General features: G+C 61.0%; 23 protein-coding genes and 2 pseudogenes. 17 read left to right on the forward strand and 8 right to left on the reverse strand.

Annotated features, from left to right (window positions below; all coding sequences use genetic code 11):
• The first annotated feature begins 10 nt into the window (after positions 1–10).
• The 8 genes from nuoI (at position 11) to C0058_RS20510 (ending at position 7,179) form a co-directional block, all read left to right on the forward strand.
• Entirely contained in the window at positions 11–559 is a 549-nt protein-coding gene (gene nuoI / locus C0058_RS20475) for an NADH-quinone oxidoreductase subunit NuoI (RefSeq protein WP_003174725.1), read from the forward strand.
• Between the two features lie 9 nt (positions 560–568).
• Positions 569–1,072: an NADH-quinone oxidoreductase subunit J gene (gene nuoJ / locus C0058_RS20480; protein WP_003219561.1), complete on the forward strand. Its 504-nt coding sequence runs from the start codon at positions 569–571 to the stop codon at positions 1,070–1,072.
• A gap of 2 nt (positions 1,073–1,074) precedes the next feature.
• Positions 1,075–1,383, forward strand: a complete 309-nt coding sequence (gene nuoK, locus C0058_RS20485; protein WP_003219560.1) for an NADH-quinone oxidoreductase subunit NuoK — start codon at positions 1,075–1,077, stop codon at positions 1,381–1,383.
• Positions 1,380–3,233: an NADH-quinone oxidoreductase subunit L gene (nuoL, locus tag C0058_RS20490; RefSeq protein ID WP_102369438.1), complete on the forward strand. Its 1,854-nt coding sequence runs from the start codon at positions 1,380–1,382 to the stop codon at positions 3,231–3,233. The genes nuoK and nuoL overlap by 4 nt, the downstream gene beginning before the upstream one ends.
• A 49-nt stretch (positions 3,234–3,282) precedes the next feature.
• Positions 3,283–4,815, forward strand: a complete 1,533-nt coding sequence (nuoM, locus tag C0058_RS20495; RefSeq protein WP_003219558.1) for an NADH-quinone oxidoreductase subunit M — start codon at positions 3,283–3,285, stop codon at positions 4,813–4,815.
• A 7-nt stretch (positions 4,816–4,822) separates the two neighbouring features.
• The gene (nuoN, locus tag C0058_RS20500; protein ID WP_003219557.1) at positions 4,823–6,286 is read left to right on the forward strand and encodes an NADH-quinone oxidoreductase subunit NuoN; all 1,464 of its coding nucleotides are present in this window, start codon (positions 4,823–4,825) and stop codon (positions 6,284–6,286) included.
• A 238-nt stretch (positions 6,287–6,524) separates the two neighbouring features.
• Positions 6,525–6,875, forward strand: coding sequence for a toxin (locus tag C0058_RS20505; RefSeq protein WP_102370286.1), 351 nt, complete (start codon positions 6,525–6,527; stop codon positions 6,873–6,875).
• Positions 6,865–7,179 carry a DNA-binding transcriptional regulator gene (locus tag C0058_RS20510; protein ID WP_003219555.1) on the forward strand — a complete coding sequence of 105 codons (315 nt, stop codon included), beginning with the start codon at positions 6,865–6,867 and terminating at the stop codon, positions 7,177–7,179. Before C0058_RS20505 ends, C0058_RS20510 begins: the two co-directional genes overlap by 11 nt.
• Positions 7,180–7,238: 59 nt before the next feature.
• Here the strand turns inward: C0058_RS20510 and C0058_RS33270 are convergent, their stop codons facing one another.
• The 3 genes and pseudogenes from C0058_RS33270 to C0058_RS20520 all read right to left on the reverse strand — a co-directional run bounded on the left by C0058_RS33270 (position 7,239) and on the right by C0058_RS20520 (position 10,308).
• On the reverse strand, positions 7,239–8,060 hold the full coding sequence (locus C0058_RS33270; RefSeq protein WP_371316601.1) for a methyl-accepting chemotaxis protein: 822 nt from the start codon (positions 8,058–8,060) through the stop codon (positions 7,239–7,241).
• 36 nt (positions 8,061–8,096) lie between these two features.
• Positions 8,097–8,918, reverse strand: a pseudogene (locus tag C0058_RS33275) (cache domain-containing protein); the annotation flags it as partial.
• Between the two features lie 70 nt (positions 8,919–8,988).
• On the reverse strand, positions 8,989–10,308 hold the full coding sequence (locus tag C0058_RS20520) for a Na+/H+ antiporter family protein (RefSeq protein ID WP_161635727.1): 1,320 nt from the start codon (positions 10,306–10,308) through the stop codon (positions 8,989–8,991).
• A 1,391-nt stretch (positions 10,309–11,699) separates the two neighbouring features.
• On the opposite strand from C0058_RS20520, the pseudogene C0058_RS33280 reads away from it, so the two are divergent.
• Both C0058_RS33280 and C0058_RS33285 read left to right on the forward strand, forming a co-directional pair.
• Positions 11,700–11,846: pseudogene (locus C0058_RS33280) on the forward strand (HAMP domain-containing protein); the annotation flags it as partial.
• Between the two features lie 102 nt (positions 11,847–11,948).
• Positions 11,949–12,704 (forward strand): methyl-accepting chemotaxis protein, encoded by a 756-nt coding sequence (locus C0058_RS33285; RefSeq protein WP_371136007.1) that lies wholly within the window; start codon positions 11,949–11,951, stop codon positions 12,702–12,704.
• Between the two features lie 136 nt (positions 12,705–12,840).
• Here the strand turns inward: C0058_RS33285 and C0058_RS20530 are convergent, their stop codons facing one another.
• The 4 genes from C0058_RS20530 to C0058_RS20545 are packed head-to-tail and all read right to left on the reverse strand — an operon-like array spanning position 12,841 to position 15,453.
• Entirely contained in the window at positions 12,841–14,157 is a 1,317-nt protein-coding gene (locus C0058_RS20530; protein ID WP_008432791.1) for a sensor histidine kinase, read from the reverse strand.
• Positions 14,154–14,822, reverse strand: coding sequence for a response regulator transcription factor (locus tag C0058_RS20535; protein ID WP_003219550.1), 669 nt, complete (start codon positions 14,820–14,822; stop codon positions 14,154–14,156). The genes C0058_RS20530 and C0058_RS20535 overlap by 4 nt, the downstream gene beginning before the upstream one ends.
• On the reverse strand, positions 14,822–15,145 hold the full coding sequence (locus C0058_RS20540) for a PepSY domain-containing protein (protein WP_102369441.1): 324 nt from the start codon (positions 15,143–15,145) through the stop codon (positions 14,822–14,824). Before C0058_RS20540 ends, C0058_RS20535 begins: the two co-directional genes overlap by 1 nt.
• A complete protein-coding gene (locus tag C0058_RS20545) occupies positions 15,145–15,453 on the reverse strand; it encodes a PepSY domain-containing protein (RefSeq protein WP_003219548.1) in 309 nt (102 codons plus the stop codon). Before C0058_RS20545 ends, C0058_RS20540 begins: the two co-directional genes overlap by 1 nt.
• Positions 15,454–15,612: 159 nt before the next feature.
• On the opposite strand from C0058_RS20545, the gene C0058_RS20550 reads away from it, so the two are divergent.
• The 7 genes from C0058_RS20550 (at position 15,613) to codA (ending at position 22,352) form a co-directional block, all read left to right on the forward strand.
• A complete protein-coding gene (locus C0058_RS20550) occupies positions 15,613–16,692 on the forward strand; it encodes a hypothetical protein (protein WP_102369442.1) in 1,080 nt (359 codons plus the stop codon).
• 180 nt (positions 16,693–16,872) lie between these two features.
• Positions 16,873–17,229, forward strand: coding sequence for a 6-carboxytetrahydropterin synthase QueD (gene queD, locus C0058_RS20555; protein ID WP_003190259.1), 357 nt, complete (start codon positions 16,873–16,875; stop codon positions 17,227–17,229).
• 89 nt (positions 17,230–17,318) lie between these two features.
• A complete protein-coding gene (locus C0058_RS20560) occupies positions 17,319–17,771 on the forward strand; it encodes a GNAT family N-acetyltransferase (RefSeq protein ID WP_102369443.1) in 453 nt (150 codons plus the stop codon).
• 10 nt (positions 17,772–17,781) lie between these two features.
• Positions 17,782–18,405: an NUDIX hydrolase gene (locus C0058_RS20565; RefSeq protein ID WP_008432778.1), complete on the forward strand. Its 624-nt coding sequence runs from the start codon at positions 17,782–17,784 to the stop codon at positions 18,403–18,405.
• Between the two features lie 201 nt (positions 18,406–18,606).
• Positions 18,607–19,875 carry a cytosine permease gene (gene codB / locus C0058_RS20570; RefSeq protein ID WP_003219542.1) on the forward strand — a complete coding sequence of 423 codons (1,269 nt, stop codon included), beginning with the start codon at positions 18,607–18,609 and terminating at the stop codon, positions 19,873–19,875.
• The gene (locus tag C0058_RS20575) at positions 19,872–21,089 is read left to right on the forward strand and encodes a PucR family transcriptional regulator ligand-binding domain-containing protein (protein WP_102369444.1); all 1,218 of its coding nucleotides are present in this window, start codon (positions 19,872–19,874) and stop codon (positions 21,087–21,089) included. Before codB ends, C0058_RS20575 begins: the two co-directional genes overlap by 4 nt.
• Before the next feature lie 27 nt (positions 21,090–21,116).
• A complete protein-coding gene (gene codA, locus C0058_RS20580) occupies positions 21,117–22,352 on the forward strand; it encodes a cytosine deaminase (RefSeq protein WP_003219538.1) in 1,236 nt (411 codons plus the stop codon).
• A 2-nt stretch (positions 22,353–22,354) separates the two neighbouring features.
• Here codA and C0058_RS20585 read toward each other — a convergent pair whose 3' ends face one another.
• Positions 22,355–24,505: a lipase family protein gene (locus C0058_RS20585; RefSeq protein ID WP_102369445.1), complete on the reverse strand. Its 2,151-nt coding sequence runs from the start codon at positions 24,503–24,505 to the stop codon at positions 22,355–22,357.
• Between the last annotated feature and the right edge of the window lie 41 nt (positions 24,506–24,546).

Below are 24,546 nucleotides of genomic sequence, written 5' to 3' on the forward strand. Positions count from 1 at the left end.
GATTTGACCCATGTTCAAATATATTGGCGACATCGTTAAGGGTACCGGTACCCAGTTGCGAAGCCTGGTGATGGTGTTCGGTCACGGCTTTCGCAAACGCGACACCCTGCAATACCCGGAAGAAGCGGTGTACCTGCCGCCGCGTTATCGCGGCCGCATTGTCCTGACCCGCGACCCCGACGGCGAAGAGCGCTGTGTGGCCTGCAACCTGTGCGCCGTGGCGTGCCCGGTGGGTTGCATCTCGCTGCAGAAAGCTGAAACCGAAGACGGTCGCTGGTACCCGGACTTCTTCCGCATCAACTTCTCGCGCTGCATTTTCTGCGGCCTCTGCGAGGAAGCTTGCCCGACCACCGCGATCCAGCTGACACCGGATTTCGAGATGGCCGAGTTCAAACGTCAGGACCTGGTGTACGAGAAAGAAGATCTGCTGATCTCTGGTCCCGGTAAAAACCCTGATTACAACTTCTATCGTGTTGCAGGTATGGCCGTTGCCGGTAAGCCGAAAGGCGCCGCACAAAACGAAGCCGAGCCGATCAACGTGAAGAGCTTGCTGCCTTAAGGAAGAAAGATGGAATTCGCTTTCTATTTCGCATCGGGTATTGCAGTGGTGTCCACGCTTCGCGTGATCACCAACACTAACCCTGTGCACGCCCTGCTCTACCTGATCATTTCGCTGATCGCCGTGGCCATGACCTTCTTCAGCCTCGGCGCACCGTTCGCCGGTGTACTGGAAGTGATCGCCTACGCCGGCGCCATCATGGTGCTGTTCGTGTTTGTGGTGATGATGCTCAACCTGGGGCCGGCGTCTGTCGCCCAGGAACGCGTCTGGCTCAAGCCCGGCATCTGGCTCGGCCCGGTGATCCTCGCAGCCCTGCTGCTGGGTGAACTGCTGTATGTGCTGTTCGCTCACCAGAGCGGCCAGGCCATCGGCCACACCACCGTAGACGCGAAAGCCGTGGGCATCAGCCTGTTCGGCCCGTACCTGCTGGTGGTCGAACTGGCTTCGATGCTGCTGCTCGCTGCAGCCATCACCGCCTTCCACTTGGGCCGCAACGAAGCCAAGGAGCAATGACGATGCCTGCTATCCCTTTGGAGCATGGTCTGGCGGTCGCCGGCATCCTGTTCTGCCTTGGCCTGGTCGGCCTGATGGTTCGCCGCAACATTCTGTTCGTGTTGATGAGCCTGGAAATCATGATGAACGCCGCGGCACTCGCGTTCATCGTGGCCGGTAGCCGTTGGGGCCAGCCGGATGGACAAGTGATGTTCATCCTGGTGATCAGCCTGGCAGCCGCCGAGGCCAGTATTGGCCTGGCGATCCTGCTGCAACTGTATCGTCGCTTCCACACGCTTGATATCGACGCTGCCAGTGAGATGCGCGGATGAACATGATCTTTCTGACTTTCGTATTTCCCCTGATCGGTTTCCTGCTGCTGTCGTTCTCCCGTGGACGCTGGTCGGAAAACCTCTCGGCCCTGGTCGGCGTGGGTTCCATTGGCCTGTCGGCAATTGTCGCCGCCTACGTCATCTGGCAATTCAACGTCGCACCGCCTGAAGGCGGTCACTACACCCTGGTGTTGTGGCAGTGGATGTCGGTGGAGGGCTTCAAGCCCAACTTCGCCCTCTACGTCGACGGCCTGTCGATCACCATGCTCGGCGTGGTGGTGGGTGTGGGCTTCCTGATCCACCTGTTCGCGTCCTGGTACATGCGCGGTGAAGCCGGTTACTCGCGCTTCTTCGCCTACACCAACCTGTTTATCGCCAGCATGCTGTTCCTGGTGCTGGGCGATAACCTGTTGTTCCTGTACTTCGGCTGGGAAGGCGTGGGCCTGTGCTCGTACCTGTTGATCGGTTTCTACTACAGCAACCGCAACAACGGTAACGCCGCACTCAAAGCCTTTATCGTGACCCGGATCGGTGACGTGTTCATGGCCATCGGCCTGTTCATCCTGTTCCAACAGGTGGGCACGCTGAACATCCAGGAACTGCTGGTGCTGGCACCGCAGAAATTCCAGGTCGGCGACTTCTGGATCACCCTGGCGACCCTGATGCTGCTGGGTGGCGCGGTCGGTAAATCCGCGCAACTGCCGCTGCAAACCTGGCTGGCGGATGCGATGGCCGGTCCTACCCCGGTTTCGGCACTGATCCACGCCGCGACCATGGTAACCGCCGGTGTCTACCTGATTGCCCGTACCCACGGCCTGTTCACCCTGGCGCCGGAGATTCTGCACCTCGTGGGCCTGGTGGGTGGCGTGACCCTGGTACTGGCAGGTTTTGCTGCCCTGGTTCAAACCGACATCAAGCGTATCCTCGCCTACTCGACCATGAGCCAGATCGGCTACATGTTCCTGGCCCTGGGCGTTGGCGCCTGGGACGGTGCGATCTTCCACCTGATGACCCACGCCTTCTTCAAGGCCCTGCTGTTCCTTGCTTCCGGTGCGGTGATCGTTGCCTGCCACCACGAGCAGAACATCTTCAAGATGGGCGGCCTGTGGAAGAAACTGCCGTTGGCCTACGCCAGCTTCATCGTCGGCGGCGCGGCCTTGTCGGCCCTGCCACTGGTGACCGCAGGTTTCTACTCGAAAGACGAAATCCTCTGGGAAGCCTTTGCCAGCGGTAACCACGGCCTGCTGTACGCCGGCCTGGTAGGTGCGTTCATGACCTCGCTGTACACCTTCCGCCTGATCTTCATCACGTTCCACGGTGAAGCCAAGACTGAAGCCCACGCAGGCCATGGCATTTCCCACTGGCTGCCACTGTCGGTGCTGATCATCCTGTCGACCTTCGTCGGCGCCATGATCACCCCGCCACTGGCCGGTGTTCTGCCGGAAAGCGTCGGCCATGCCGGTGGTGCAGCCAAGCACAGCCTGGAAATCGCCTCGGGCGCCATCGCCATCGCGGGTATCCTGCTGGCGGCCCTGCTGTTCCTCGGCAAGCGCCGCTTCGTCACCGCCATCGCCAACAGTGGCATTGGCCGCTTCCTTTCGGCCTGGTGGTTCGCTGCCTGGGGCTTCGACTGGATCTACGACAAACTGTTCGTCAAGCCGTACCTTGCGATCAGCCACGTACTGCGCAAAGACCCGCTCGACCAGACCATCGGTTTGATCCCGCGTGCCGCCAAGGCCGGTCACACCGCCCTGAGCCGCAGCGAGACCGGCCAATTGCGCTGGTATGCAGCTTCCATGGCGGCCGGTGCCGTCCTGGTAATCGGCGCCATCATCGTGGTCGCGGTCTGACTATGCACATTGCGAACTTTGCGAACTTGCGAAAGGAAACGAGCCCGTCATGATTCTGCCCTGGCTAATCCTGATCCCCTTTATCGGCGGCCTGCTCTGCTGGATGGGTGAACGCTTCGGCGCCACCCTCCCCCGCTGGATTGCGTTGCTGACCATGTCCCTGGAACTCGCGCTCGGCCTCTGGCTGTGGGCCCACGGTGACTATTCATTTGCTCCGGCACCGGGTGTCGATCCCACCTTCGCGCTTGAATTCAAGCACGTGTGGATCCAGCGCTTCGGCATCAACGTGCACCTGGCCCTCGACGGCCTGTCGCTGTTGATGATCCTGCTGACCGGCCTGCTGGGTATCCTCTCGGTACTCTGCTCCTGGAAAGAGATCCAGCGTCACGTGGGCTTCTTCCACCTGAACCTGATGTGGATCCTGGGCGGCGTTGTCGGCGTGTTCCTCGCCCTCGACCTGTTCATGTTCTTCTTCTTCTGGGAAATGATGCTGGTGCCGATGTACTTCCTCATCGCGCTCTGGGGTCACAGTTCTTCGGACGGCAAGAAAACCCGGATCTACGCGGCGACCAAGTTCTTCATCTTCACCCAGGCTTCCGGCCTGATCATGTTGGTGGCGATCCTGGGCCTGGTACTGGTCAACTTCAACAGCACGGGCGTGATCACGTTCAACTACGCCGACCTGTTGAAAACCAAGATGTCCCTGACCACCGAGTACATCCTGATGCTGGGCTTCTTCATCGCGTTCGCGGTGAAGCTGCCGGTGGTGCCGTTCCACTCCTGGTTGCCTGACGCTCACGCCCAGGCGCCGACTGCAGGTTCCGTCGACCTGGCCGGTATCCTGTTGAAGACGGCGGCCTACGGCCTGCTGCGTTTCGCCCTGCCGCTGTTCCCGAATGCCTCGGCCGAGTTCGCGCCGATCGCCATGACCCTCGGTCTGATCGGGATCTTCTACGGTGCGTTCCTGGCCTTCGCCCAAACCGACATCAAGCGTCTGATTGCCTTCTCGTCCGTTTCCCACATGGGCTTCGTACTGATCGGCATCTACTCCGGCAGCCAACTGGCGCTGCAAGGCGCAGTGATCCAGATGCTGGCTCACGGTGTGTCGGCAGCGGCACTGTTTATCCTCAGCGGCCAACTGTACGAGCGCCTGCACACTCGTGACATGCGCGAGATGGGTGGCGTGTGGTCACGTATCGCCTACCTGCCGGCCATCAGCCTGTTCTTCGCCGCCGCATCCCTGGGCTTGCCGGGTACCGGTAACTTCATCGGCGAGTTCCTGATCCTGATGGGTGCCTTCGTGCATACGCCGTGGGTCAGTGCAATCGCTACGTCTGGCCTGGTGTTCGGTTCGGTCTACTCGCTGATCATGATCCACCGCGCATACTTCGGTCCGGCTAAGTCCGACACCGTGTTGCACGGCATGGACGGTCGCGAACTGATCATGGTGCTCGGCCTTGCGGTACTGCTGGTGTTTATCGGCGTGTACCCGCAACCGTTCCTGGATACTTCTGCCGCAACGATGCATGGCGTGCAGCAGTGGTTCGGCACCGCCTTCTCTCAACTCGCTTCGGCCCGGTAAGAGCGCTATGGAATTCACGATCCAACACTTTATCGCGCTTGCGCCGCTGCTGATCACCAGCCTCACCATCGTGGTGGTGATGCTGGCGATCGCCTGGCGCCGCAATCACTCGCAAACGTTCCTGCTGTCCTGTGCGGGCTTGAACCTGGCCCTGCTGTCGATTATCCCGGCACTCAAGGTCGCGCCACTGGCCGTGACCCCGCTGATGATGGTCGATGACTTCGCGCTGCTGTATATCGCGCTGATCCTGGTTGCCACCCTGGCCTGCGTCACGCTTGCCCACGCCTACCTCGGCGAAGGCGGCACCGGCTACCCGGGCAACCGCGAAGAGCTGTACCTGCTGATCCTGCTGGCTGCGGCCGGTGGTATCGTGCTGGTCAGCGCGCAGCACCTGGCCGGCTTGTTCATCGGCCTGGAACTGCTGTCGATCCCGGTCTACGGCCTGGTGGCGTATGCCTTCTTCAACAAGCGCTCCCTGGAAGCCGGCATCAAGTACATGGTGCTGTCGGCTGCCGGTTCGGCATTCCTGTTGTTCGGTATGGCCCTGCTCTACGCAGAAGCCGGCAGCCTGAGCTTCAGCGGTATCGGTCACGCCCTGGCAGCCTCCGGCAGCCCTGCGCCAATTGCCCAACTGGGCCTGGCCATGATGCTGATCGGCCTGGCGTTCAAGCTGTCGCTGGTGCCGTTCCACCTGTGGACCCCGGACGTGTACGAAGGCGCCCCGGCGCCGGTGGCTGCTTTCCTGGCTACCGCGTCGAAAGTCGCCGTGTTTGCCGTGATGGTGCGTCTGTTCCAGATCTCCCCTGCGGCCAACACCGGTGTACTCAGCAACGTGCTGACCATCATCGCCATCGCTTCGATCCTGTTCGGCAACCTGCTGGCGCTGACCCAGAACAACCTCAAGCGTCTGCTGGGTTATTCGTCCATCGCGCACTTCGGTTACCTGCTGATCGCCCTGGTGGCGAGCAAGGGCCTGGCGATGGAAGCCATCGGCGTGTACCTGGTCACCTACGTGATCACAAGCCTGGGTGCATTCGGTGTGATCACGCTGATGTCCTCGCCTTACAAAGGCCGCGACGCCGACGCCCTGTACGAATACCGCGGGCTGTTCTGGCGCCGTCCGTACCTGACCGCCGTACTGACCGTGATGATGCTGTCCCTGGCGGGTATCCCGCTGACTGCGGGCTTCATCGGCAAGTTCTACATCGTGGCCACCGGTGTTGAAGCGCACGAATGGTGGTTGGTCGCTTCCCTGGTACTGGGCAGCGCCATCGGCGTTTTCTACTACCTGCGCGTGATGGTGACCTTGTACCTGATCGAGCCAAACCTGCGCCGTGTGGACGCCGAGTTGCACTGGGAACAGAAAGCAGGCGGCGTGATGCTGCTGGCAATCGCCCTGCTGGCGTTCTTCCTGGGTGTGTACCCACAACCGTTGCTCACCCTGGTGCAGCATGCGGTGATGGCGGGTTGATCGCTTAGTTAAACGCAGCAAGCAAAACGGCGCCTTCGGGCGCCGTTTTGCGTTTCTGGCGTATTAATTTGTTGTCTGACACACAAAGGGAATTTTCCTCGTCGAGATGCCTCCCCTTCCGGCATCACCCTGCCTGGGTCGCTCGTATCGTGGTTGCGTTTTAGGAAACATCCCACAGCAGGGTCACTTGACCCACCGCAGATGGGCCACCAAACTATACGCAGGCTACGTACAGAACATGGATGCTCTATTTATCGAATTGCCGGCCTTTGAGCGGCACCGCGGGGATTATCTGAGTGATGAGTTATTTCACGGCTTTCAACAAGAGTTGATGAGAAACCCGCAAGCGGGCAACGTGATAGAGGGAACCGGCGGGTTACGCAAGGTGCGCTTTGTCGACGAGCGACGCAACAAGGGCAAACGGGGTGGCCTGCGAGTCATCTATTACTGGTGGTCGGGCGGTACGCAGTTCTGGCTGTTCACCCTTTATGGCAAACACGAACAGGACGACCTGAGCGCTCAACACAAAACGGCGCTCAAACACCTGCTGGACAGGGAAATCAAAGCGAGAAAATCTTATGAAACGTGACATCTTTTCCGAACTGGTCGAAGGCTTCGACGCGCTGGCAGATGAACGAGAAGGCAAGGTAACGCTGCGCAGCCACAAGGTGCAGTTGAGCAAGCTGGCACCGCTCACTGCCGACGAAGTAGTCGCTGTGCGTCAACAACTCAATCTGTCGCGCTCGGTGTTTGCGATGTACCTGCGCACCAACACCCGGACCCTGGAAAATTGGGAGCAAGGCCGGGCCACACCCAATGCTCAGGCGGCAACCTTGATTCGGCTGGTGTCGAAGTTTCCGGAGACGGTGGAACGTTTGGCGCTGTTGACCTGATCGATCAATCCAGCCAAGCCCGTCGGCAACGGGACGTTGCCGATGGCTCAAGCCTGCAATCAAATCCTGAACTGCCCCACCAACTGACCCAACCGCTGCCCCAGGTCCGCCAGGCTGCGAGAGGTCTCGGCACCCTGTTGGGTTTCATCGGCCACGCTGTCAACCGCCACCGCGATCTGATGCACGCTGCGGTTGATCTCTTCGGCCACGGCGGTTTGTTCTTCCGCCGCGCTGGCGATCTGCGCGTTCATCGAGTTGATGGTGCCGATCAGTTGCGCCATGGTGTCCAGGGACGCTCCGGCTTCGTTGGCCTGGGCGGACGTGCCGTCGCCGGCATCGCTGGAGCGGCGCATGGATTCCACGGCGGCCTCGGTGCCTTTTTGCAGGCGGTCGATCATGCCCTGGATTTCCTGGGTGCTTTGCTGGGTGCGGCTGGCCAGCGCCCGTACTTCGTCGGCGACCACGGCAAACCCACGGCCTGCCTCCCCTGCCCGCGCGGCTTCAATGGCGGCGTTGAGGGCGAGCAAGTTGGTCTGCTCGGCAATCGAGCGGATCACACCAAGCACGCTGACAATCGACGACACATCCTGCTGCAAGCTGTCCAGGGACACGCCGCTGCTGCGGATGTCGTTCACCAGCGCGTGAATCTGCGCGATGCTGCCATCCACGACTTTTTTCGCGGCCTGGCCTTCGGCGTCGGTTTGCTGCGCAGCGACGGCTGCGCCTTGGGCACTGCGCGCCACTTCATGGGCCGCGGAGGACATTTCGTTGATCGCGGTAGCCACCTGGTCGGTCTCGTGACGCTGGCGCTCCATGGCCTTTTCCGAGCGGTTGGCTTGCTCGGCGACCTGGCTCACCAGGCCGGTAAGCTGGGAGGTCATCTCGGTGATCTGGCGTACCAGGCTGTGGATCTTGTCGACAAAGCGGTTGAAAGAGCCTGCCAGTTCGCCAAGCTCGTCCTGGCTGGTGATGGCCAGGCGGCGGGTCAGGTCACCCTCACCGGCGGCGATGTCGTCGAGGTTGATCTTCATCAGGTGCAACGGCCGCAGGATGGTATTGGCCACCAGCATGCCCACGGCGGCAATCACCAACAGCACCACCACGGCAATGCCGATGATGCTCAGCACCACGCCTTCCATGCGTTTCTCCACCTTGGCCTGAACCTCGGCAACCTGGGCGTCGATGCCATCCAGGTTCACCGAGGTACCGATCACCATGTCCCACTTGGGCAAGTATTCGGTGTAGCCAAGCTTGGGCACCAGCTCGGTCTGGCCGGGCTGCGTCGAGCTGTATTGCAGGTAGTGGGTGCCGTCCTTGCCGACTTTCACCAGGTCGCGGTTGACGTAGACGCCGTTCGTGTCGCGGTTGTCCTTGAAGCTTTTGCCGACGCCGTCCGGGCTGTTGCCCTTGAACAGGCGAATGGTCTCGGAGTCGTAGCCGAAGAAATAACCGTCCTTGCCATAGCTGATGTTGGACAGCAGCTTGACCACTTGCGCCCGTGCGGCCGTATCGCCTTGGGCGGCAGCGTCGTACAGCGGCTTGATGGTGGTCATGGCCACCTCGACGTAACCGCGCAAGGTGGTCTTGGCGTCGTTGAGCAGGTTCTGACGGGTTTCTTCAACCTCGTTACGGGCCTGCTCCCGGAGGATCCAGACCGTGGTCAGGCTGATGATCACGGCAAACAACAACACGGGCAGGACAGCAAGGGACAGTACTTTGGCCTTTAGACTCAGACGCATGGCTCTTCTCTCTTGAGGGACAACTCAAGAGGTTAACGGCTAGTTACAATAAATCTGTAGGACAATCCCGTCAGAGCGTCATCGCGGCAAACCAGCCAAACGCCAGCAGCGGAATGTTGTAGTGCAGGAAGGTCGGCACCACGGTGTCCCAGATATGGTGGTGCTGGCCATCGATGTTCAAACCGGAAGTCGGGCCCAGGGTGGAGTCCGACGCAGGCGAGCCGGCATCACCCAATGCCCCGGCCGTGCCGACGATGCACACGATCGCCAGCGGGCTGAAGCCCAGCTGCACGCACAGCGGCACAAAGATCGCCGCCAGGATCGGCACCGTGGAAAACGACGAGCCGATGCCCATGGTCACCAGCAAGCCCACCAGCAGCATCAGCAGCGCGCCCACACCGCGGCTATGGCCGATAAACGCCGCGGAGGCTTGCACGAGTGTCTGCACTTCACCGGTGGCCTTGAGCACTTCGGCAAAGCCTGACGAGGCGATCATGATGAAGCCGATCATCGCCATCATCTTCATGCCTTCGGTGAACAGGTCATCGGTGTCGCGCCAGCGCACGATGCCCGACACCGAAAAGATCAGGAACCCGGCCAGGGCGCCAATGATCATCGAGTCCAGCCACAGCTGGATAATGAACGCCGCCGCAATGGCCAGGCCGGCCACCAGCAGGGTCAGCGGGTTGTAGTGCACCGCCACCTGCTCGACTCGCTCGATCTTCTCCAGGTCGTACACACGCTTCTTGCGGTAGCTGACAAACACCGCCACCAGCAAACCGACCACCATGCCCAGCGCCGGTAGGCCCATGGCATGGGTGACATTGACCTGGCTGATGTCGACACCGCTCTTGGCCACGTTGGCCAGCAGGATCTGATTCAGGAAGATGTTGCCGAAGCCCACCGGCAGAAACATGTAGGGCGTGATCAGGCCGAAGGTCATGACGCAGGCGATGAGACGGCGGTCCAGCTGCAGTTTGGTCAGCACATATAAAAGCGGCGGTACCAGCAGCGGGATAAACGCGATGTGGATCGGCAGGATGTTCTGCGAGGCGATGGCCACCACCCAGAGCAGACCGATCAGCAGCCATTTGACGTGACTGCCGCCCGTGGCTTCCTGCCGATCCACCAGCAGCAGGGCTTTATCGGCCAGCGCATGAGCCAGGCCGGATTTGGCAATCGCCACGGCGAACGCGCCGAGCAGCGCGTAGGACAACGCCACCGTCGCACCGCCACCCAGGCCGCTGTTGAACGCCTTGAGCGTCGCGTCGATACCCAGGCCGCCGGTCAGGCCACCCACCAGGGCGCCGACAATGATCGCGATCACCACATGCACGCGGGACAAGCTGAGCACCAGCATGGTGCCGACCGCGGCGATTACTGCATTAATCATCGTTACCTCAAGACAGAAAACATGAAAAAAGCACGCACCTGCCCGGGCTGCTGTCGGGAACGGCTGCCGCAAACCAGGTTTTAAGGGAGTTTTATTAGAGGGCGCGCACTTTGCAGCAGGTGGGCGGGCATGTCAAAGCACGACGTCGCAAACAGCTTTAAATTGATCGTTTGAATAAAGAAAATTTCCGAGCGGCCGATACAGGCAGATCGTCTCTGTCGTATCGAAAGGTTAAGGAAGGCTCCATGTCGCTCAGACAGCTGTCCATTCAATGGAAAATTACCCTGCTGGCCGGTCTTTGCCTGCTGGGCATCGTGACCTTGCTGGTAGGTCTCTCGCTGTACCGCATGGCGCAGAGCTCCGACCTGGTCAAGGCTTCCAGTATGGAAATGCTCGACGAAGCCGCCCAGGCGCGCATCGAAGCCCAGGGTGAGGTCCAGGCCTTGGGCATTCGCCAGCAGTTCATGGACGCCTATCAATACGGCCACGGTTTTTCCCGGCAGGTGTTGTTCCTGCGCGAACAGGCCGAGAAACGCTTCCTGGATGCCTTCGACCTGCGCGAAGACCTGACCCGCCAGGTCAAGGCCGCGCTGCAGGCCAATCCGGAACTGCTGGGCCTGTCCCTGGTATTCGAGGCCAACGCACTGGATGGCAAGGACGAACTGTTCGCCAACCAGCAAGAGCTGGGCAGCAACGACAAGGGCCGCTTTGCGCTGTACTGGTCCCAGCCGACTGCGGGCAAGCTGACTTCAATGTCGCTGCCTGAAAGCGACATGTCCGACACCAGCGTCGGACCCAGCGGCGAAAAAGCCAACGCCTGGTTCACCTGCCCGCGCACCACACTCAAGCCCTGCGTGATCGAGCCGTACTTCTATGTGATCGATGGGCAAAAGGTGCTGATGACCAGCATCGTCTTCCCGCTGATGGTCAACGGCAAAGTCATCGCCTCGCTGTCGGTGGACATCAACCTCAACAGCCTGCAAGCCGTCAGCCAGGGCGCCAGCCAGAAACTCTACGACGGCCAGACCAGCGTCAGCATCATCAGCCCGGTGGGCCTGCTGGCCGGCTACAGTCCGGACGCCGGCAAACTCAGCCAGCGCCTGGATGCCGTCGACACCGCCAACGGCGCGCAATTGATCAGTTCGCTTTCCACCAGCACCCAGACCCGCAGCGTGCGCACCGACCACCAACTCAAGGTGCTCGCGCCGTTCCAGCCGATCCCCGATGGCAAGCCGTGGGGCGTGTTGCTGGATGTTCCGGAAAAAGTCCTGGTGGCTCCGGCTGAAGCCCTGAAGTCCAAACTGGACGCCGATAACGCCAAGGGCACTCTGCTGGAACTGAGCCTGGGCCTGCTGGCAGCAATCGTCGGCCTGTTGCTGGTGTGGCTGATGGCCCGCAGCGTGACCCGGCCGATCCTCGGTGTGGCGCGCATGCTGGAAGACATTGCCAGTGGCGAAGGTGACCTGACCCGCCGCCTGGCCTACGACAAACACGACGAACTCGGCGAATTGGCCGGCTGGTTCAACCGCTTCCTCGACAAGCTGCAGCCGATCATTGCCCAGGTCAAACGCTCAGTGCAGGACGCCCGTGGCACCGCCGACCAGTCGGCCGCCATCGCCACTGAAACCAGTGCCGGCATGGAGCAGCAATACCGTCAGGTCGACCAGGTGGCCACCGCCTCCCACGAGATGAGCGCCACCGCCCAGGACGTCGCCCGCAGTGCCGCGCAAGCCGCCCAGGCTGCCCGCGATGCCGATCAGGCGACGCGTGAAGGTTTGACCGTGATCGACCGCACCACCACCAGCATCGGCCACCTGGCGGCGGATATGAGCACCGCGATGGCCCAGGTTGAAGGACTGGCGGCCAACAGCGAGAAGATCGGTTCGGTACTGGAAGTGATTCGTGCAATCGCCGAGCAGACCAACCTGCTGGCACTGAACGCCGCTATCGAGGCCGCCCGTGCGGGTGAAGCCGGTCGTGGTTTTGCGGTGGTCGCCGATGAAGTGCGCAACCTGGCGCGACGTACCCAGGAGTCGGTGGAAGAAACCCGCCTGGTGATCGAGCAACTGCAAAGCGGTACCCAGGAAGTGGTCGGTTCCATGAGCAACAGCCATCGCCAGGCCCAGGGCAGCGTCGAACAAGTGGGCCAGGCCGTGACCGCCTTGCGCCAGATCGGCGATGCGGTAACGGTAATCAGCGACATGAACCTGCAGATCGCCAGCGCCGCCGAAGAGCAAAGTGCGGTGGCCGAGGAGATCAACAACAACGTGGCGACGATTCGGGATGTGACGGAGTCGTTGTCCGAACAGGCGAATGAATCGGCGCGGGTCAGCCAGGCGTTGAACAGCCTGGCGAATCAGCAGCAGGGCCTGATGGATCAGTTCAGGGTTTGATGAGTTGCGGGATACTCCGGCAATCAGCCCGAGTATCCCGTAGCAGCTGTCGAGCCTTGGCGAGGCTGCGTTGGCGGTGTGTCAGGCATACCGCAACGCAGCCTCGCCGAGGCTCGACAGCTGCTACGGTTTGTTTTCAATGGCGGCGTGGCAGGTCGATGATGACCTTTAACCCGCCCAGCTCGCTCTCCTGCAACAGAAGCACCCCGCCCCACACCTCGACAATATCCCGCACGATCCCCAGCCCCAGACCATGCCCGTCAGTCTGCTCATCCAACCGCGTGCCTCGGCTGAACACCTGATCACGCTGGCTCTCGGGAATCCCCGGCCCGTCATCTTCGACAGCCAACCGAAAGCCTTCCGGGGTTTCGCCGATGCTCAACACAATCTCCGCATCCGCCCATTTGCACGCGTTGTCCAGCAGGTTGCCCAACAGTTCCAGCAGGTCTTCGCGGTCCCACGGCAATTGCAAACCGGGCGGCACGCGGTAACTCAAATCCAGGTGTTCGCCGTGGATCATGTTCAGGGTCGCGAGCAACCCCGGTAATTCGCCGTCGCAATCGAACAAGGCACCCGGCAGTGTCTCTCCGGCCAGGCGGGCACGATTGAGTTCACGATTAAGCCGTTGCTGCACCTGCTCCAACTGTTCCCGCAGCAGCTTGCTCAGTTGCGGATGGTCCTTGAGCTGTTCGCTGGATGCCACGCTCAGCAACACCGCCAACGGGGTTTTCAAGGCATGGCCGAGATTGCCCAGGGCATTGCGCGAGCGCTTGAGGCTGTCTTCGGTGTGGGCCAGCAGATGGTTGATCTGCGCCACCAGCGGCTCCAGCTCCACCGGCACCTGGGTGTCCAGTTGCGAGCGCTGGCCCTGCTGCAGTTGGGCGATCTGGTTGCGTGCGGTCTCCAGCGGGCGCAAGGCGCGGCGCACGGTGACCCGTTGCAGAATCAGGATCAGCAACAGCGCCGCCAGCCCCAGCACCAGGCCGATCTGGCGCATCAGCCGAAAGCTTTCTCTGACGGGTGTGTAGTCCTGGGCCACGCTGATGGAAATCGACTGGCCAAACCGTTTGTAGTCCGAACGCAGTACCAGCAACTGCTGGCCTTCCGGCCCCAACTGCAGGTTGCCCTTCAGCCCGGCGTGGGGCAACTGCGGCAGTTCCTGGTCCCACAGCGAGCGGGAACGCCAATGGGTGTCGGCAAAATCGATACGGAAATAGTGCCCGGAAAACGGACGCTGGTACGCAGGAGACAACCGCTGCTCATCCAGTTGCACACCCGCCGGCCCGCGCACCAGCGCCACCAGCAGGTTCTCGCTGTCGTTGCGCAAGCCGGACTCCAGGTAACGTTGCAGGCCCATTTCGAACAGCCACAGGCTGGTCTGCGCCAGCACCAGGCCGACGATCACCATCACACTGATCAGCCCCAGGCTCAGGCGCCGCTGGATCGACTTCATGCCGGGCTGGCGCCAAACCGATAACCCTGGCCGCGCCGGGTCTCGATCACGCTGCGGCCCAACTTGCGGCGCAGGTGGTTGACGTGGACCTCCAACACATTTGAGTCACGCTCGGTCTCGCCATCGTACAAATGTTCGGCCAGGTGACTTTTTGAAAGGATTTGCTCGGGGTGCAGCATGAAGTAACGCAGCAGCCGAAACTCGGCCGCGGTCAGCTGGATCTCCTCGCCATCACGCATCACACACTGGCGACCCTCATCCAGGTGCAAGCCGGCAGCCTGCAAGGTGGGCTGATTGGCGTGGCCATGGGAACGACGCAGCAAGGCCTGGATACGCAGGTGCAGCTCTTCGGGATGGAACGGTTTGCTGAGGTAGTCGTCGGCCCCGGCCTTGAGCCCTTCGATGCGCTCGGCCCAGGAGTCGCGGGCAGTGAGGATCAGCACCGGCGTGGCCAGGCCGGCGGCACGCCATTGCGTCAACACCTCAAGCCCGGGCAAACCCGGCAGGCCGAGGTCAAGGATGATCAGGTCGTAGGGTTCGCTGCGCCCCTGGTACACCGCATCGCGCCCGTCCGCCAGCCAGTCGACGGCATAGCCTTGGCGATTGAGTCCGGCCATCAGCTCATCGGCCAGGGGTACGTGGTCTTCCACCAGCAGCAGGCGCATCAGTCGTCTTCCTTGTCTTTGAGCAGTTGACCGGTGTTGGCATCGAGTTCGATCTCGCGCACCACGCCTTCCACCGTCAATAGTTCGATTTCATAGATATAGCGCACAGGGCGATCCTTGTGCTCTTCAAGCTCGGCGTCCAGCAGCTTGGCGCCCGGGTAGCGCTCGAAAGCCGGGCCCAGCAGATGCTCAAGCGGCGCGATCACGCCCTTCTGGCGCAGGCGCAGCGCTTCATCCTGGCCCAGGTCCCGAGCGGCCAGGCCTGAGCAAAATGCCAGGAGCACCAGCGCCACTTGAACGCTGGTGCGTAGATTTACCTTCATTACGTATCCTGATGATCCTTGAGGACGGCGCCGGTGACAGCGTCCAATTCCAGGTCCCACTCGACGCCCTGGGCGTCGCGCAGTTCAACCTGATAAAGGTATTTGCCGTATTCCTCTTCAAGCTCGGTTTCATGCACGGTGGCGCCGGGATGTTTGGCCAACGCCGTGGCGTTGAGCTTCTCGAAAGACACAATGGTACCAGCGTCGCGCAACTTCAGTGCTTCGTCCGGCCCCAGGTCGCGAGCCTGGGCGACGCCTGCGGTGAGGGCGATGATACTGCTGGCGATCAAGGCTGTGAGGGTTTTCATGGTGAGTCTCCGTTTCGGGATATTTTGCCTACGGGACTCACGGTACTGGATCCAACTTAACTGAAACTGAATTGCCACCATGGCAATTCTCTGCGAGACCTTTGCCTGCAACCGGGCAAGATTTTCTATACTGCCCTGCTCGCGGTAAATGAGACCGGTATGACTGCTATCCATATGAAGTTCCCCGCCTTGACCCTCAAGGCCGGTAAACGCGCTTTTGCACGCATTCGTGAGCAGGGGCTTGCGCCTGCGGACGTCGGCATCCTTCCCGGCGCTGCCGGCGGGCCCAAGGCGCTGGGCATCCAGGGTCTGGACCTGGCGCTGTTTGGTGACTGGCTGCCCCGGGCGCCCCGCGAGCGTGCGCTGATCGGCGCCTCGATAGGCTCCTGGCGGTTTGCCAGTGCGTGCCTGCCCGACCCGGTGCAAGGCCTGCTCGACCTGGGCCGGCTGTACAACGAACAAAGCTTTGCCAAAGGCGTGACCATGGCCGAAGTCAGCCAGAGCTGCGTGCGCATGCTCGATGACTTGCTGGCCGGCCGCGATGCCCGCGTGCTCGACAACCCGCACTACCGGCTGAACATCATGGTGGTCAAAAGCCATGGCCTGCTCGCCGACGATCATCGCGGTCGGCTTGGTTTGGGGTTGTCCTCGGTGATCGCCGACAACCTGAGGGGCCGCGCGCGGTTGTCCCGGCACTTCGAACGGCTGATCGTCCACGATCCACGCCAGGCGCCACCGCTGCATGCGCTCAAGGATTTCCCGTCGCGCTTCCTTGATCTGGAACCGGGCAACCTGCGCCAGGCCTTGCTGGCGTCGGGCTCGATCCCCATGGTGATGCAAGGCGTACGCGACCTGCCGGGTGCAGGCCAAGGCACTTACCGCGATGGCGGCCTGCTGGACTATCACCTCGACCTGCCCTACCACGGCGATGACATCGTGCTGTACCCGCACTTCACCGACCGGGTCATTCCCGGCTGGTTCGACAAAGGCTTGCCGTGGCGCCGCGCCAATCAACAGGGTTTGCAGGATGTCCTGCTGCTGGCGCCGTCGAAGGAATACCTGGCCCGCCTGCCCCACGGCAAACTGCCGGACCGCAGTGACTTCAAGCGCTTCATGGGGGATGACCCGGGCCGCAACAAGTACTGGCAAACCGCAATGAGCGAAAGCCAGCGGCTGGGGGATGAGTTTCTGCAACTGGCCGACAATGGCCAATTGGGCGAACGCCTGCTGGCTCTCTAGCGCCCTCTCCGTAGCAGCTGTCGAGCCCAAGCGAGGCTGCGTCGGCAGCACCTCGGTTTGTCAGACAAATCGCAAACGCAGCCTCGCCATGGCTCGACAGCTGCTACGCGGTATGCGCGCGGCCGCGACAAACTGTTAAACTCGCCGCCTGCCAGACACCTCACCGAGCTGAAAAACCCTGTGGAAATCTTCAAAGAGTTTACCTTCGAGTCCGCCCACCGCCTGCCCCACGTTCCGGAAGGCCACAAATGCGGGCGCCTGCATGGCCATTCGTTCAAGGTGGCGATCCACCTCAGCGGCGACCTCGACCCGCACACCGGCTGGATCCGTGACTTCTCGGAGATCAAGGCGATTTTCAAGCCGCTCTACGAACGCCTCGACCACAACTACCTCAACGACATCCCGGGCCTCGAAAACCCCACCAGCGAAGTGCTGGCCAAGTGGATCTGGAATGAACTGAAACCGCTGTTGCCGGAACTCAGCGCGATTCGCATCCATGAGACCTGCACCAGCGGCTGCATCTATCGCGGCGAATAAGCCGGCGATGTAAAAAACCACCCTTGCGGTGGTTTTTTTATGCCGGTGACTCCCTTACAGTCGTGGCCTCTTGTACAGGAAGCGCTGCGATGCCAACCCATATCCGCCCCGCTACCGGCGACGATATCGCCGCAATTGAAGCGATCGTCCACGCCGCCTACTCCCCTTACATCCAGCGAATCGGGCGCAAGCCAGGGCCGATGCTGGATGACTATCGCCAGCAGGTCGCTGCAGAACGGGTGCATGTGCTGGAGAGTGCGGGCCAGGTCCGCGGCTTTGTCGTACTGATTCATCACGATGAGTACCTGCTGCTGGATAACCTGGCCGTCGACCCCGGTGCCCAGGGCTTGGGTTACGGGCGCCTGTTGCTGGGCTTCGCGGAAGGCCAGGCCAGGCATGGCTCCATCCGTCTCTACACCAATGAAGCGATGACCGAAAACATCGCGCTGTACACCCGCAAAGGCTATGTGGAAACTCACCGGGCCGAGGAAAACGGCCTGCGTCGGGTCTACATGCAAAAAGACCTCACCGCCTCGCACTGAAGGAGCTCCCATGGAAAACACCTGGCTGGCCCAGGCCAAGCGCCTGCAAGCATTGGCCTCCACGGGGCTGCACTTCTGCACCGATGACTTCGAGCGCGAGCGCCTCGAGGAAATCGCCCAGATTGCCCACAGCATGCTGGCGCAATTGGGCGAAGTACCGCTGGAGCGCATCACCGGGCTGGTGCCGGATTTTGCCAAACGTTATTCGACGCCCATGATTGATGTGCGGGGCGCAGTGATTGACGGTGACCGGATCCTGTTGGTCCGCGAACTCACGGATGGCTGCTGGGCATTGCCCGGCGGTTATGCGGATATTGGTTTGTCGGCGGCTGAAAACATCGTCAAGGAAATTCGCGAAGAGGCCGGGCTGACGGTCACGGCCAAGGCGCTGTACAGCGTCACCCACAAGGCCAAAGGCTTGTACCGGCCGGATATCCGGGACTTCTACAAACTCTACTTTCTGTGCGAACGGGTTGATCAACTGGCGCCGGCGGCCGGTTTCGAAACCACCGAAGTTGGCTTCTTCAGCCTGGACGATCTGCCGCCGCTGTCCCGTGGCCGCACCATTGAAAGCGACCTTGAGGCCGCTTTTGCCTTTCATCGCGGGCAGACCACTCACACCCTGTTCGATTGAATAACGGGTGATCCAATTTGTATCACCCTGCACCGCTTTCGCGCCTGAGTGGGCAGAAAGACCAATCCCGCCTGCGTGTTTCACCTGTTTGGCTATAAATACTGTGCAACCTGCACAGTCCTGACCGTGCGCCCGTCACTGCCTGGCACTTGGCACGACGGGTGCAATAGGCCTGCGTCACTCATTCAGGGAGAACGGCACATGACGCAGAACGAACCGGGCAATGACTACCCTCTCAGCGAGGTGCCCATGCATGCCCGCAAAGGCCTGGCCTCCACCGCCATGGTGCTGCTGGGCTTTACCTTTTTTACCGCGACCATGTTCGCCGGCGGCAAGCTGGGGGTGGCCTTCAGCTTTACCCAGATGCTCGGCGTCGTGGCCCTGGGTAACCTGCTGTTGGGTATCTACGCCGCAGGCCTGGGTTACATCGCGTTCAAGAGCGGTTTGAACTCGGTGCTGATGGGGCGCTTCTGCTTCGGTGAAGTGGGCAGCAAACTCAGCGACTTGATTCTCGGTTTTACCCAGATCGGCTGGTACGCCTGGGGCACCGCCACCGCAGCCGTAGTACTGGGCAAGTATTTCGAGTTGAGCCAGGGCAGCGTACTCGGGCTGATGGTGCTGTTTGGCATGGTGTTCTGCGCGACGGCCTACGTGGGCTATCGCGGGTTGGAGATTCTGTCCTACATCGCCGTGCCGGCCATGGGTATTTTGTTGTTTCTGTCGATGTGGGTCGCCACCGTCAAGGTCGGCGGGCTCGATGGACTGCTGGCGGTGGTGCCGACCGGTGAGCTGGACATGTCCACGGCTATCACGCTGGTGTTCGGCACCTTTGTCAGCGGCGCGACCCAGGCCACCAACTGGACGAGGTTCTCACGCTCGGCCAGGGTCGCGGTGCTGGCCAGCCTGATCGGCTTCTTTATCGGCAACGGCTTGATGGTGTTGATCGGTGCCTATGGCGCCATCGTCTACCAGCAGCCCGACGTGGTCGAAGTGTTGCTGCTGCAAGGCTTCGCCATGGCGGCCATGGCGATGCTGTTGCTGAATATCTGGAGCACCCAGGACAACACCATCTACAACTTCGCCGTCGCCGGCTGCAACCTGCTGCGCACCAAGCGCCGTAAAACGGTGACCCTGGCCGGTGCGGTAATCGGCACCCTGCTGGCGTTGCTGGGCATGTACGACATGCTGGTGCCCTACCTGATCCTGCTGGGCACGGTGATCCCACCGATTGGCGGGGTGATCATGGCGGATTTCTTCTATCGCTACCGCGGCCACTATCCGCGCCTGGCCGATACACGCCTGCCGGCCTTCAACTGGCCAGGGCTGATCGCCTATGCCGTGGGTACGGTGCTGGCCTTTCATTCACCCTGGGTGGCGCCATTGGTGGGGATCGTGGCGGCGTCCCTGACCTACATCGTGCTGACCAGCGTATTGCGGGTGCGGGCACCTTTGGCTGACGTCCAGGCATGAGCCTGACAGTCGCCGATGTGCTGGCCTTGCCCGGCCTTGAATCGATGTGCCTGCGGGCCGGGGAAGCCGGCCTGGAGAACACGGTGCGCTGGCCCTATGTCGCAGAAAACAGCGGCATTGCCGAATGGGTGCTGGGGGGCGAACTGGTGTTCGTCACCGGTATCAATCACCCACGGGACGAGGCCAATCTGTTGGTGCTGCTGGACGAAGCCTGTCAGCGCCAGGTCGCCGGCCTGGTGATCCTCACGGGGCCGGACTATATCCAGGCGATTCCCCAGCGTTTGCTGGAAGCGGCGCAAGCGGCGGGCATGCCGCTGATCGAACAGCCTTACTCGTTGAAGATGGTACTGGTGACCCAGGCCATCGGTTCGGCGTTGATCCAGTCGCAGCAGTTGGGGCGCTCGCGACACGATGTGCTGGAGCGCCTGCTGGCCGGTGATTATCAATCCCTGGATTTGCTGCTGCACCGCGCTGCGCAGTTGGACATGCCGCTGGCCGGCCATTGGCAACTCGTCCAGTTGCAACTGGACGGCAGCGACGCGCTGTTTGCCCAAGGTGAGGCGCCAGTGGTCGAGGCGCAGCTTGCCCGACAACACGATGCGATTACCCGCCGTCTGCGCCAGTTTTCTGCGCAGCATCCGTCGCGCCCGCCCGTGCTGGGGCGTGCCGGACAATGGACGTTGCTGCTGCCTGCGATAGACGCGGGTGCGGCATTGGCCAACCGTCAGTTGTTGGCGGGTTGGTTGAAGGCACTGAATCTGCGCCTGGCACCGTTGAAACTGTTTATCGGCCTGAGTGCTGCCGCGCACCCACCCGCGCGCCTGGCCCAGGCCCTGGATGAGGCGCGCCAGGCATTGGCCGCTGCGCGACGGTTCAGTGAACGCGCCGGGCTGTGTGTCTACGATGAGTTGGGCGTGCTCAAGCTGCTCAGTGGCGTACGTGATCGCGCCCTGCTCGATCAGTTCCTCAACGAACGCTTGGGGCCGCTGCTGCGCCACGACCTGCACCATGGCCCAAGCCTGATGCCGACCCTGGAGGCCTGGTTCCACGAGAATGGTAACCTTGTGGCCGCAGCCCAACGGCTGGCGGTTCACCGCAACACCCTGACGCACCGCGTCCAGCGTATCGAAGCCCTGTGCGGGCTGACGCTGGACAATGCTTATGACCGCCTGGACATCGGCATCGCGCTGATGATCTGGCGGCTGTCTGCCTGACTGTTTTTTGCCAAGAGGAACTTGCCCATGCACATCATCAACGCCCGCCTGCGCAACCGTGAAGGCCTGCATGATCTGCACCTGGAACACGGCCGGATCGCCAGCATCACCCAACAAGGCGCTGCCCCCCTGGCAGGCCCCGACGACCTGGACGCCGCCGGCAACCTGGTGGTCCCGCCTTTCGTCGAGCCGCACATTCACCTCGATGCCACCCTGACCGCCGGCGAGCCGCGCTGGAACATGAGCGGCACCCTGTTTGAAGGCATCGAGTGCTGGGGCGAGCGCAAGGCCACCATCACCCTGGAAGACACCAAGACCCGCTCCAAAAAAACCATCCAGACCCTGGCCGCCCATGGCATCCAGCATGTGCGCACCCATGTCGACGTCACCGACCCGGACCTCACCGCGCTCAAGGCCATGCTTGAAGTACGCGAGGAAAGCGGCCACCTGATCGACCTGCAAATCGTCGCGTTCCCCCAGGAAGGCATCGAGTCCTACCGCAATGGCCGCGAGCTGATGGAAGAGGCCATTCGCCTGGGCGCCGACGTGATCGGCGGCATCCCGCACTTTGAATACACCCGTGACCAAGGGGTGAGTTCGGTGAAGTTCCTGATGGACCTGGCCGAACGCACCGGTTGCCTGGTCGATGTGCATTGCGACGAAACCGACGACCCACACTCGCGCTTTCTTGAAGTGCTGGCCGAAGAAGCCCGCAGCCGTGACATGGGCGCCCGCGTGACTGCCAGCCACACCACGGCCATGGGCTCCTACGACAATGCTTACTGCGCCAAACTCTTCCGCCTGCTGGGGCATTCGGGCATCAGCTTTGTCTCCTGCCCTACCGAAAGCATCCACTTGCAGGGCCGCTTCGACACCTTCCCCAAACGCCGCGGCGTGACCCGGGTCAACGAACTGCTGGAGGCTGGTATGAACGTCTGCTTCGGCCAGGACTCGATCGTCGACCCTTGGTACCCCTTGGGTAACGGCAACATTTTGCGGGTGCTGGAAGCCGGGTTGCATATCTGCCACATGCTTGGCTACCGCAACCTGCAAAGTGCCCTCGACCTGGTCACCGACAACAGCGCCCGGGCGATGGCCCTGGGGGATCGTTATGGCCTGGAACCTGGACGCCCGGCGAACCTGTTGATCCTGTCTGCAGACAGCGACTATGAAGTGATTCGCAGCCAGGGCTTGCCGTTGTATTCGATTCGAGCGGGCAAAGTGTTGATGAAACGCCGGCCGGCGCAGGTGGAGTTTTTGTAGGCTCATACGATTGAATCTATATCGAGGGTTTGTGGCTTTCCCCAGCCATCATCCGATTGTGGCGGGATGCTCGCCACTTGGGTGAGTACGCGATTTTGCGGGTGAGCGAACCAGCGTTTCAGGCTGGATTGCAGGGTTGGGGATGAAGCGTGGCTGCCGTAGACGTCGCGGGCCTGGAGGCGGCGCCAGCGGAGGGTTGCCAGGCGGTCGCGACTACTTTGCAGACGATCAGCTTCGATGCTCAAGGCCTGGATATCTTCATAACCACGCTGATTGGTCGGTCGATAGCGGTCCAGTTCTCGTTTTTTCTCCCGCAGTTGTTGCCGCATGCTGATCAGCGCTTTTTCGATCAGCTCAAATTCACTCGCAGTCACCAGTGTTCCGTCGGCGTCCACGGTTTGCTGCCAGCGGCGTAACGTCGCCCAGGCTGCCGGGATGTAGCTTGCGGTCATAAAGTGCTGCTTGTATTGGACTAGCTGCTTGATCAGGTTGGCCCGGTCCGGCATATCACCGCTGAGTTGAATCGCGCGATTGCATGCAGCTTCTTCGATCGACTCACACCCGGGGTTCCACAATATTGAAGACTGTGTGCCGTCGGGCAAGGCAATCGGCATGAAATGCTGCTGGGAGCCGTGATGCTGATAGGCGTTCCCGCCCACCCGCACCAACCCAAGTGCGAACAGCAGGCCAGCAGGTGCAGGATTGCTGAACAGGGTAACAAGCCCGGGAATCCAGAGTTTGGCAGTTGTGTTCATCCAGGGTGCCGGGACGCTGGGTACCGGGTCGTTATGATTGACGATGCGGTGATGCACCAAAGATGAAGCACCGTCAGTGAACTCAGAGTCGGCAACGCGGGGAGCGCCATAGGTGTAAAGAAGGATGTTGCGGTCGTAACCTGGAATTCGCCTAAGAGACTCTGCCAGCAGCAGTGCTATGGCGCCGCCGAGACTATGGCCACAAATTATGATGCGCTGGCCTATGTAGAACCGGTCGAGGTAATGCAGCGCAAAATCACGCATCGCCCGATACGCGCCATAAAAGCCCTCATGAACCTTACCAACACCCTCGACAAAAGCGACCTGGTGAGCATTGGCATCCCTCAGCCCATCGGAACGGCTTGCAGTGCCCCGCACTGCGATCAGGATCACATGGTCGTGATGGCTGATAAACGCCTGAGTATCAGTGCCATTCTCCTCGTCATCAAAAAAATGCAGCTTCGCTGGGTGGGCCGGGGACTCTCCTTGCTCCGATCGATTTTGCTCATACAACTCAGGATCAAAAGGCAACACCTCGAATCGTTGCGAGTACGGCACGTCTTCATACACGGGATAAAAGTGTTCCACCTGGTCGGAATCGAACTTCCAAGCCTCCTGATAGCCCGACAGTTGTTCGGAAAAAAAATTGCCCACACTGGGCTCTATGGGAAAGCTGACCTGGTCCATCGGCGGAGTCGACGGTTCCTGCCCAAAATCGCAATAACTCAAGGTAGCCATAAGCGCCAACTGATAAAGGTTCAAGGCACAGAACTGGTCTTCAATCGACAACAACGGGCGTAACGCACGCAGCGGCCTTACCTCCAGCACAGTGTGCAGGTCAGGAAATAAAACCAGCCCTGTCAGCTTGGGCTGAGGGGGGCCAAACCCAAGTTCAGCCAGCATGCGGAGCGCATGCCGCGGTGGTCGATGGGTTCTGGGCGCCAAGGGAGGCAAATGAGCAGTGTGCAAGACCAAGTCACTGACCTCGACTTGATAGAATTTGCCTGTTTCCCGCCCTGCCGGGTTTCGCTCGACGCGCTCCCCGTCTACACGTGAAAACCGCGTCTGTTCGGCTCGTACCTGAAGCTCGGTGATAGGCAGTGGATAACAACCACGCGTTTGCAACGTTGCGTAGTAATCCCCGCTCATTTCATATGGCGCATCGAAGATCAGAACCACAGGCCCTCGATATGGGTTGTCCAACTTTGCGAAACCGTTTCCATCCAAACGACCTGCATATTGTTGACCTGTGCTGTCAAAAACCTTGTACGCAAGACCCCCATAAGCGTTTCCGTCACCTGATTCGTCCACCAGACAAAAACTCAGCCAACATCCACGCACTGCACAAGCCGGCATTTTCCCGCTGAAAAAGGGTTGTTTCCATTCTGTAAGCGCCATCGCTGAATATCCTTATTCAGTAAAAGTTAAAGATAAGTACG

Source organism: Pseudomonas sp. NC02 (assembly GCF_002874965.1).
GTDB lineage: Bacteria > Pseudomonadota > Gammaproteobacteria > Pseudomonadales > Pseudomonadaceae > Aquipseudomonas.

Coding starts and splice junctions, on each gene's coding strand:
- C0058_RS20540 (WP_102369441.1), bottom strand. CDS start 15,145: ATGAAGGTAAATCTACGCACCAGCGTTCAAGTGGCGCTGGTGCTCCTG.
- C0058_RS33285 (WP_371136007.1), top strand. CDS start 11,949: ATGGAGCAGCAATACCGTCAGGTCGACCAGGTGGCCACCGCCTCCCAC.
- C0058_RS20565 (WP_008432778.1), top strand. CDS start 17,782: ATGGAAAACACCTGGCTGGCCCAGGCCAAGCGCCTGCAAGCATTGGCC.
- C0058_RS33270 (WP_371316601.1), bottom strand. CDS start 8,060: ATGACCTCCCAGCTTACCGGCCTGGTGAGCCAGGTCGCCGAGCAAGCC.
- C0058_RS20535 (WP_003219550.1), bottom strand. CDS start 14,822: ATGCGCCTGCTGCTGGTGGAAGACCACGTACCCCTGGCCGATGAGCTG.
- nuoL (WP_102369438.1), top strand. CDS start 1,380: ATGAACATGATCTTTCTGACTTTCGTATTTCCCCTGATCGGTTTCCTG.
- C0058_RS20560 (WP_102369443.1), top strand. CDS start 17,319: ATGCCAACCCATATCCGCCCCGCTACCGGCGACGATATCGCCGCAATT.
- C0058_RS20545 (WP_003219548.1), bottom strand. CDS start 15,453: ATGAAAACCCTCACAGCCTTGATCGCCAGCAGTATCATCGCCCTCACC.
- nuoK (WP_003219560.1), top strand. CDS start 1,075: ATGCCTGCTATCCCTTTGGAGCATGGTCTGGCGGTCGCCGGCATCCTG.
- C0058_RS20585 (WP_102369445.1), bottom strand. CDS start 24,505: ATGGCGCTTACAGAATGGAAACAACCCTTTTTCAGCGGGAAAATGCCG.
- C0058_RS20550 (WP_102369442.1), top strand. CDS start 15,613: ATGACTGCTATCCATATGAAGTTCCCCGCCTTGACCCTCAAGGCCGGT.
- nuoN (WP_003219557.1), top strand. CDS start 4,823: ATGGAATTCACGATCCAACACTTTATCGCGCTTGCGCCGCTGCTGATC.
- codA (WP_003219538.1), top strand. CDS start 21,117: ATGCACATCATCAACGCCCGCCTGCGCAACCGTGAAGGCCTGCATGAT.
- nuoJ (WP_003219561.1), top strand. CDS start 569: ATGGAATTCGCTTTCTATTTCGCATCGGGTATTGCAGTGGTGTCCACG.
- nuoM (WP_003219558.1), top strand. CDS start 3,283: ATGATTCTGCCCTGGCTAATCCTGATCCCCTTTATCGGCGGCCTGCTC.
- C0058_RS20530 (WP_008432791.1), bottom strand. CDS start 14,157: ATGAAGTCGATCCAGCGGCGCCTGAGCCTGGGGCTGATCAGTGTGATG.
- nuoI (WP_003174725.1), top strand. CDS start 11: ATGTTCAAATATATTGGCGACATCGTTAAGGGTACCGGTACCCAGTTG.
- C0058_RS20505 (WP_102370286.1), top strand. CDS start 6,525: ATGGATGCTCTATTTATCGAATTGCCGGCCTTTGAGCGGCACCGCGGG.
- C0058_RS20575 (WP_102369444.1), top strand. CDS start 19,872: ATGAGCCTGACAGTCGCCGATGTGCTGGCCTTGCCCGGCCTTGAATCG.
- C0058_RS20510 (WP_003219555.1), top strand. CDS start 6,865: ATGAAACGTGACATCTTTTCCGAACTGGTCGAAGGCTTCGACGCGCTG.
- codB (WP_003219542.1), top strand. CDS start 18,607: ATGACGCAGAACGAACCGGGCAATGACTACCCTCTCAGCGAGGTGCCC.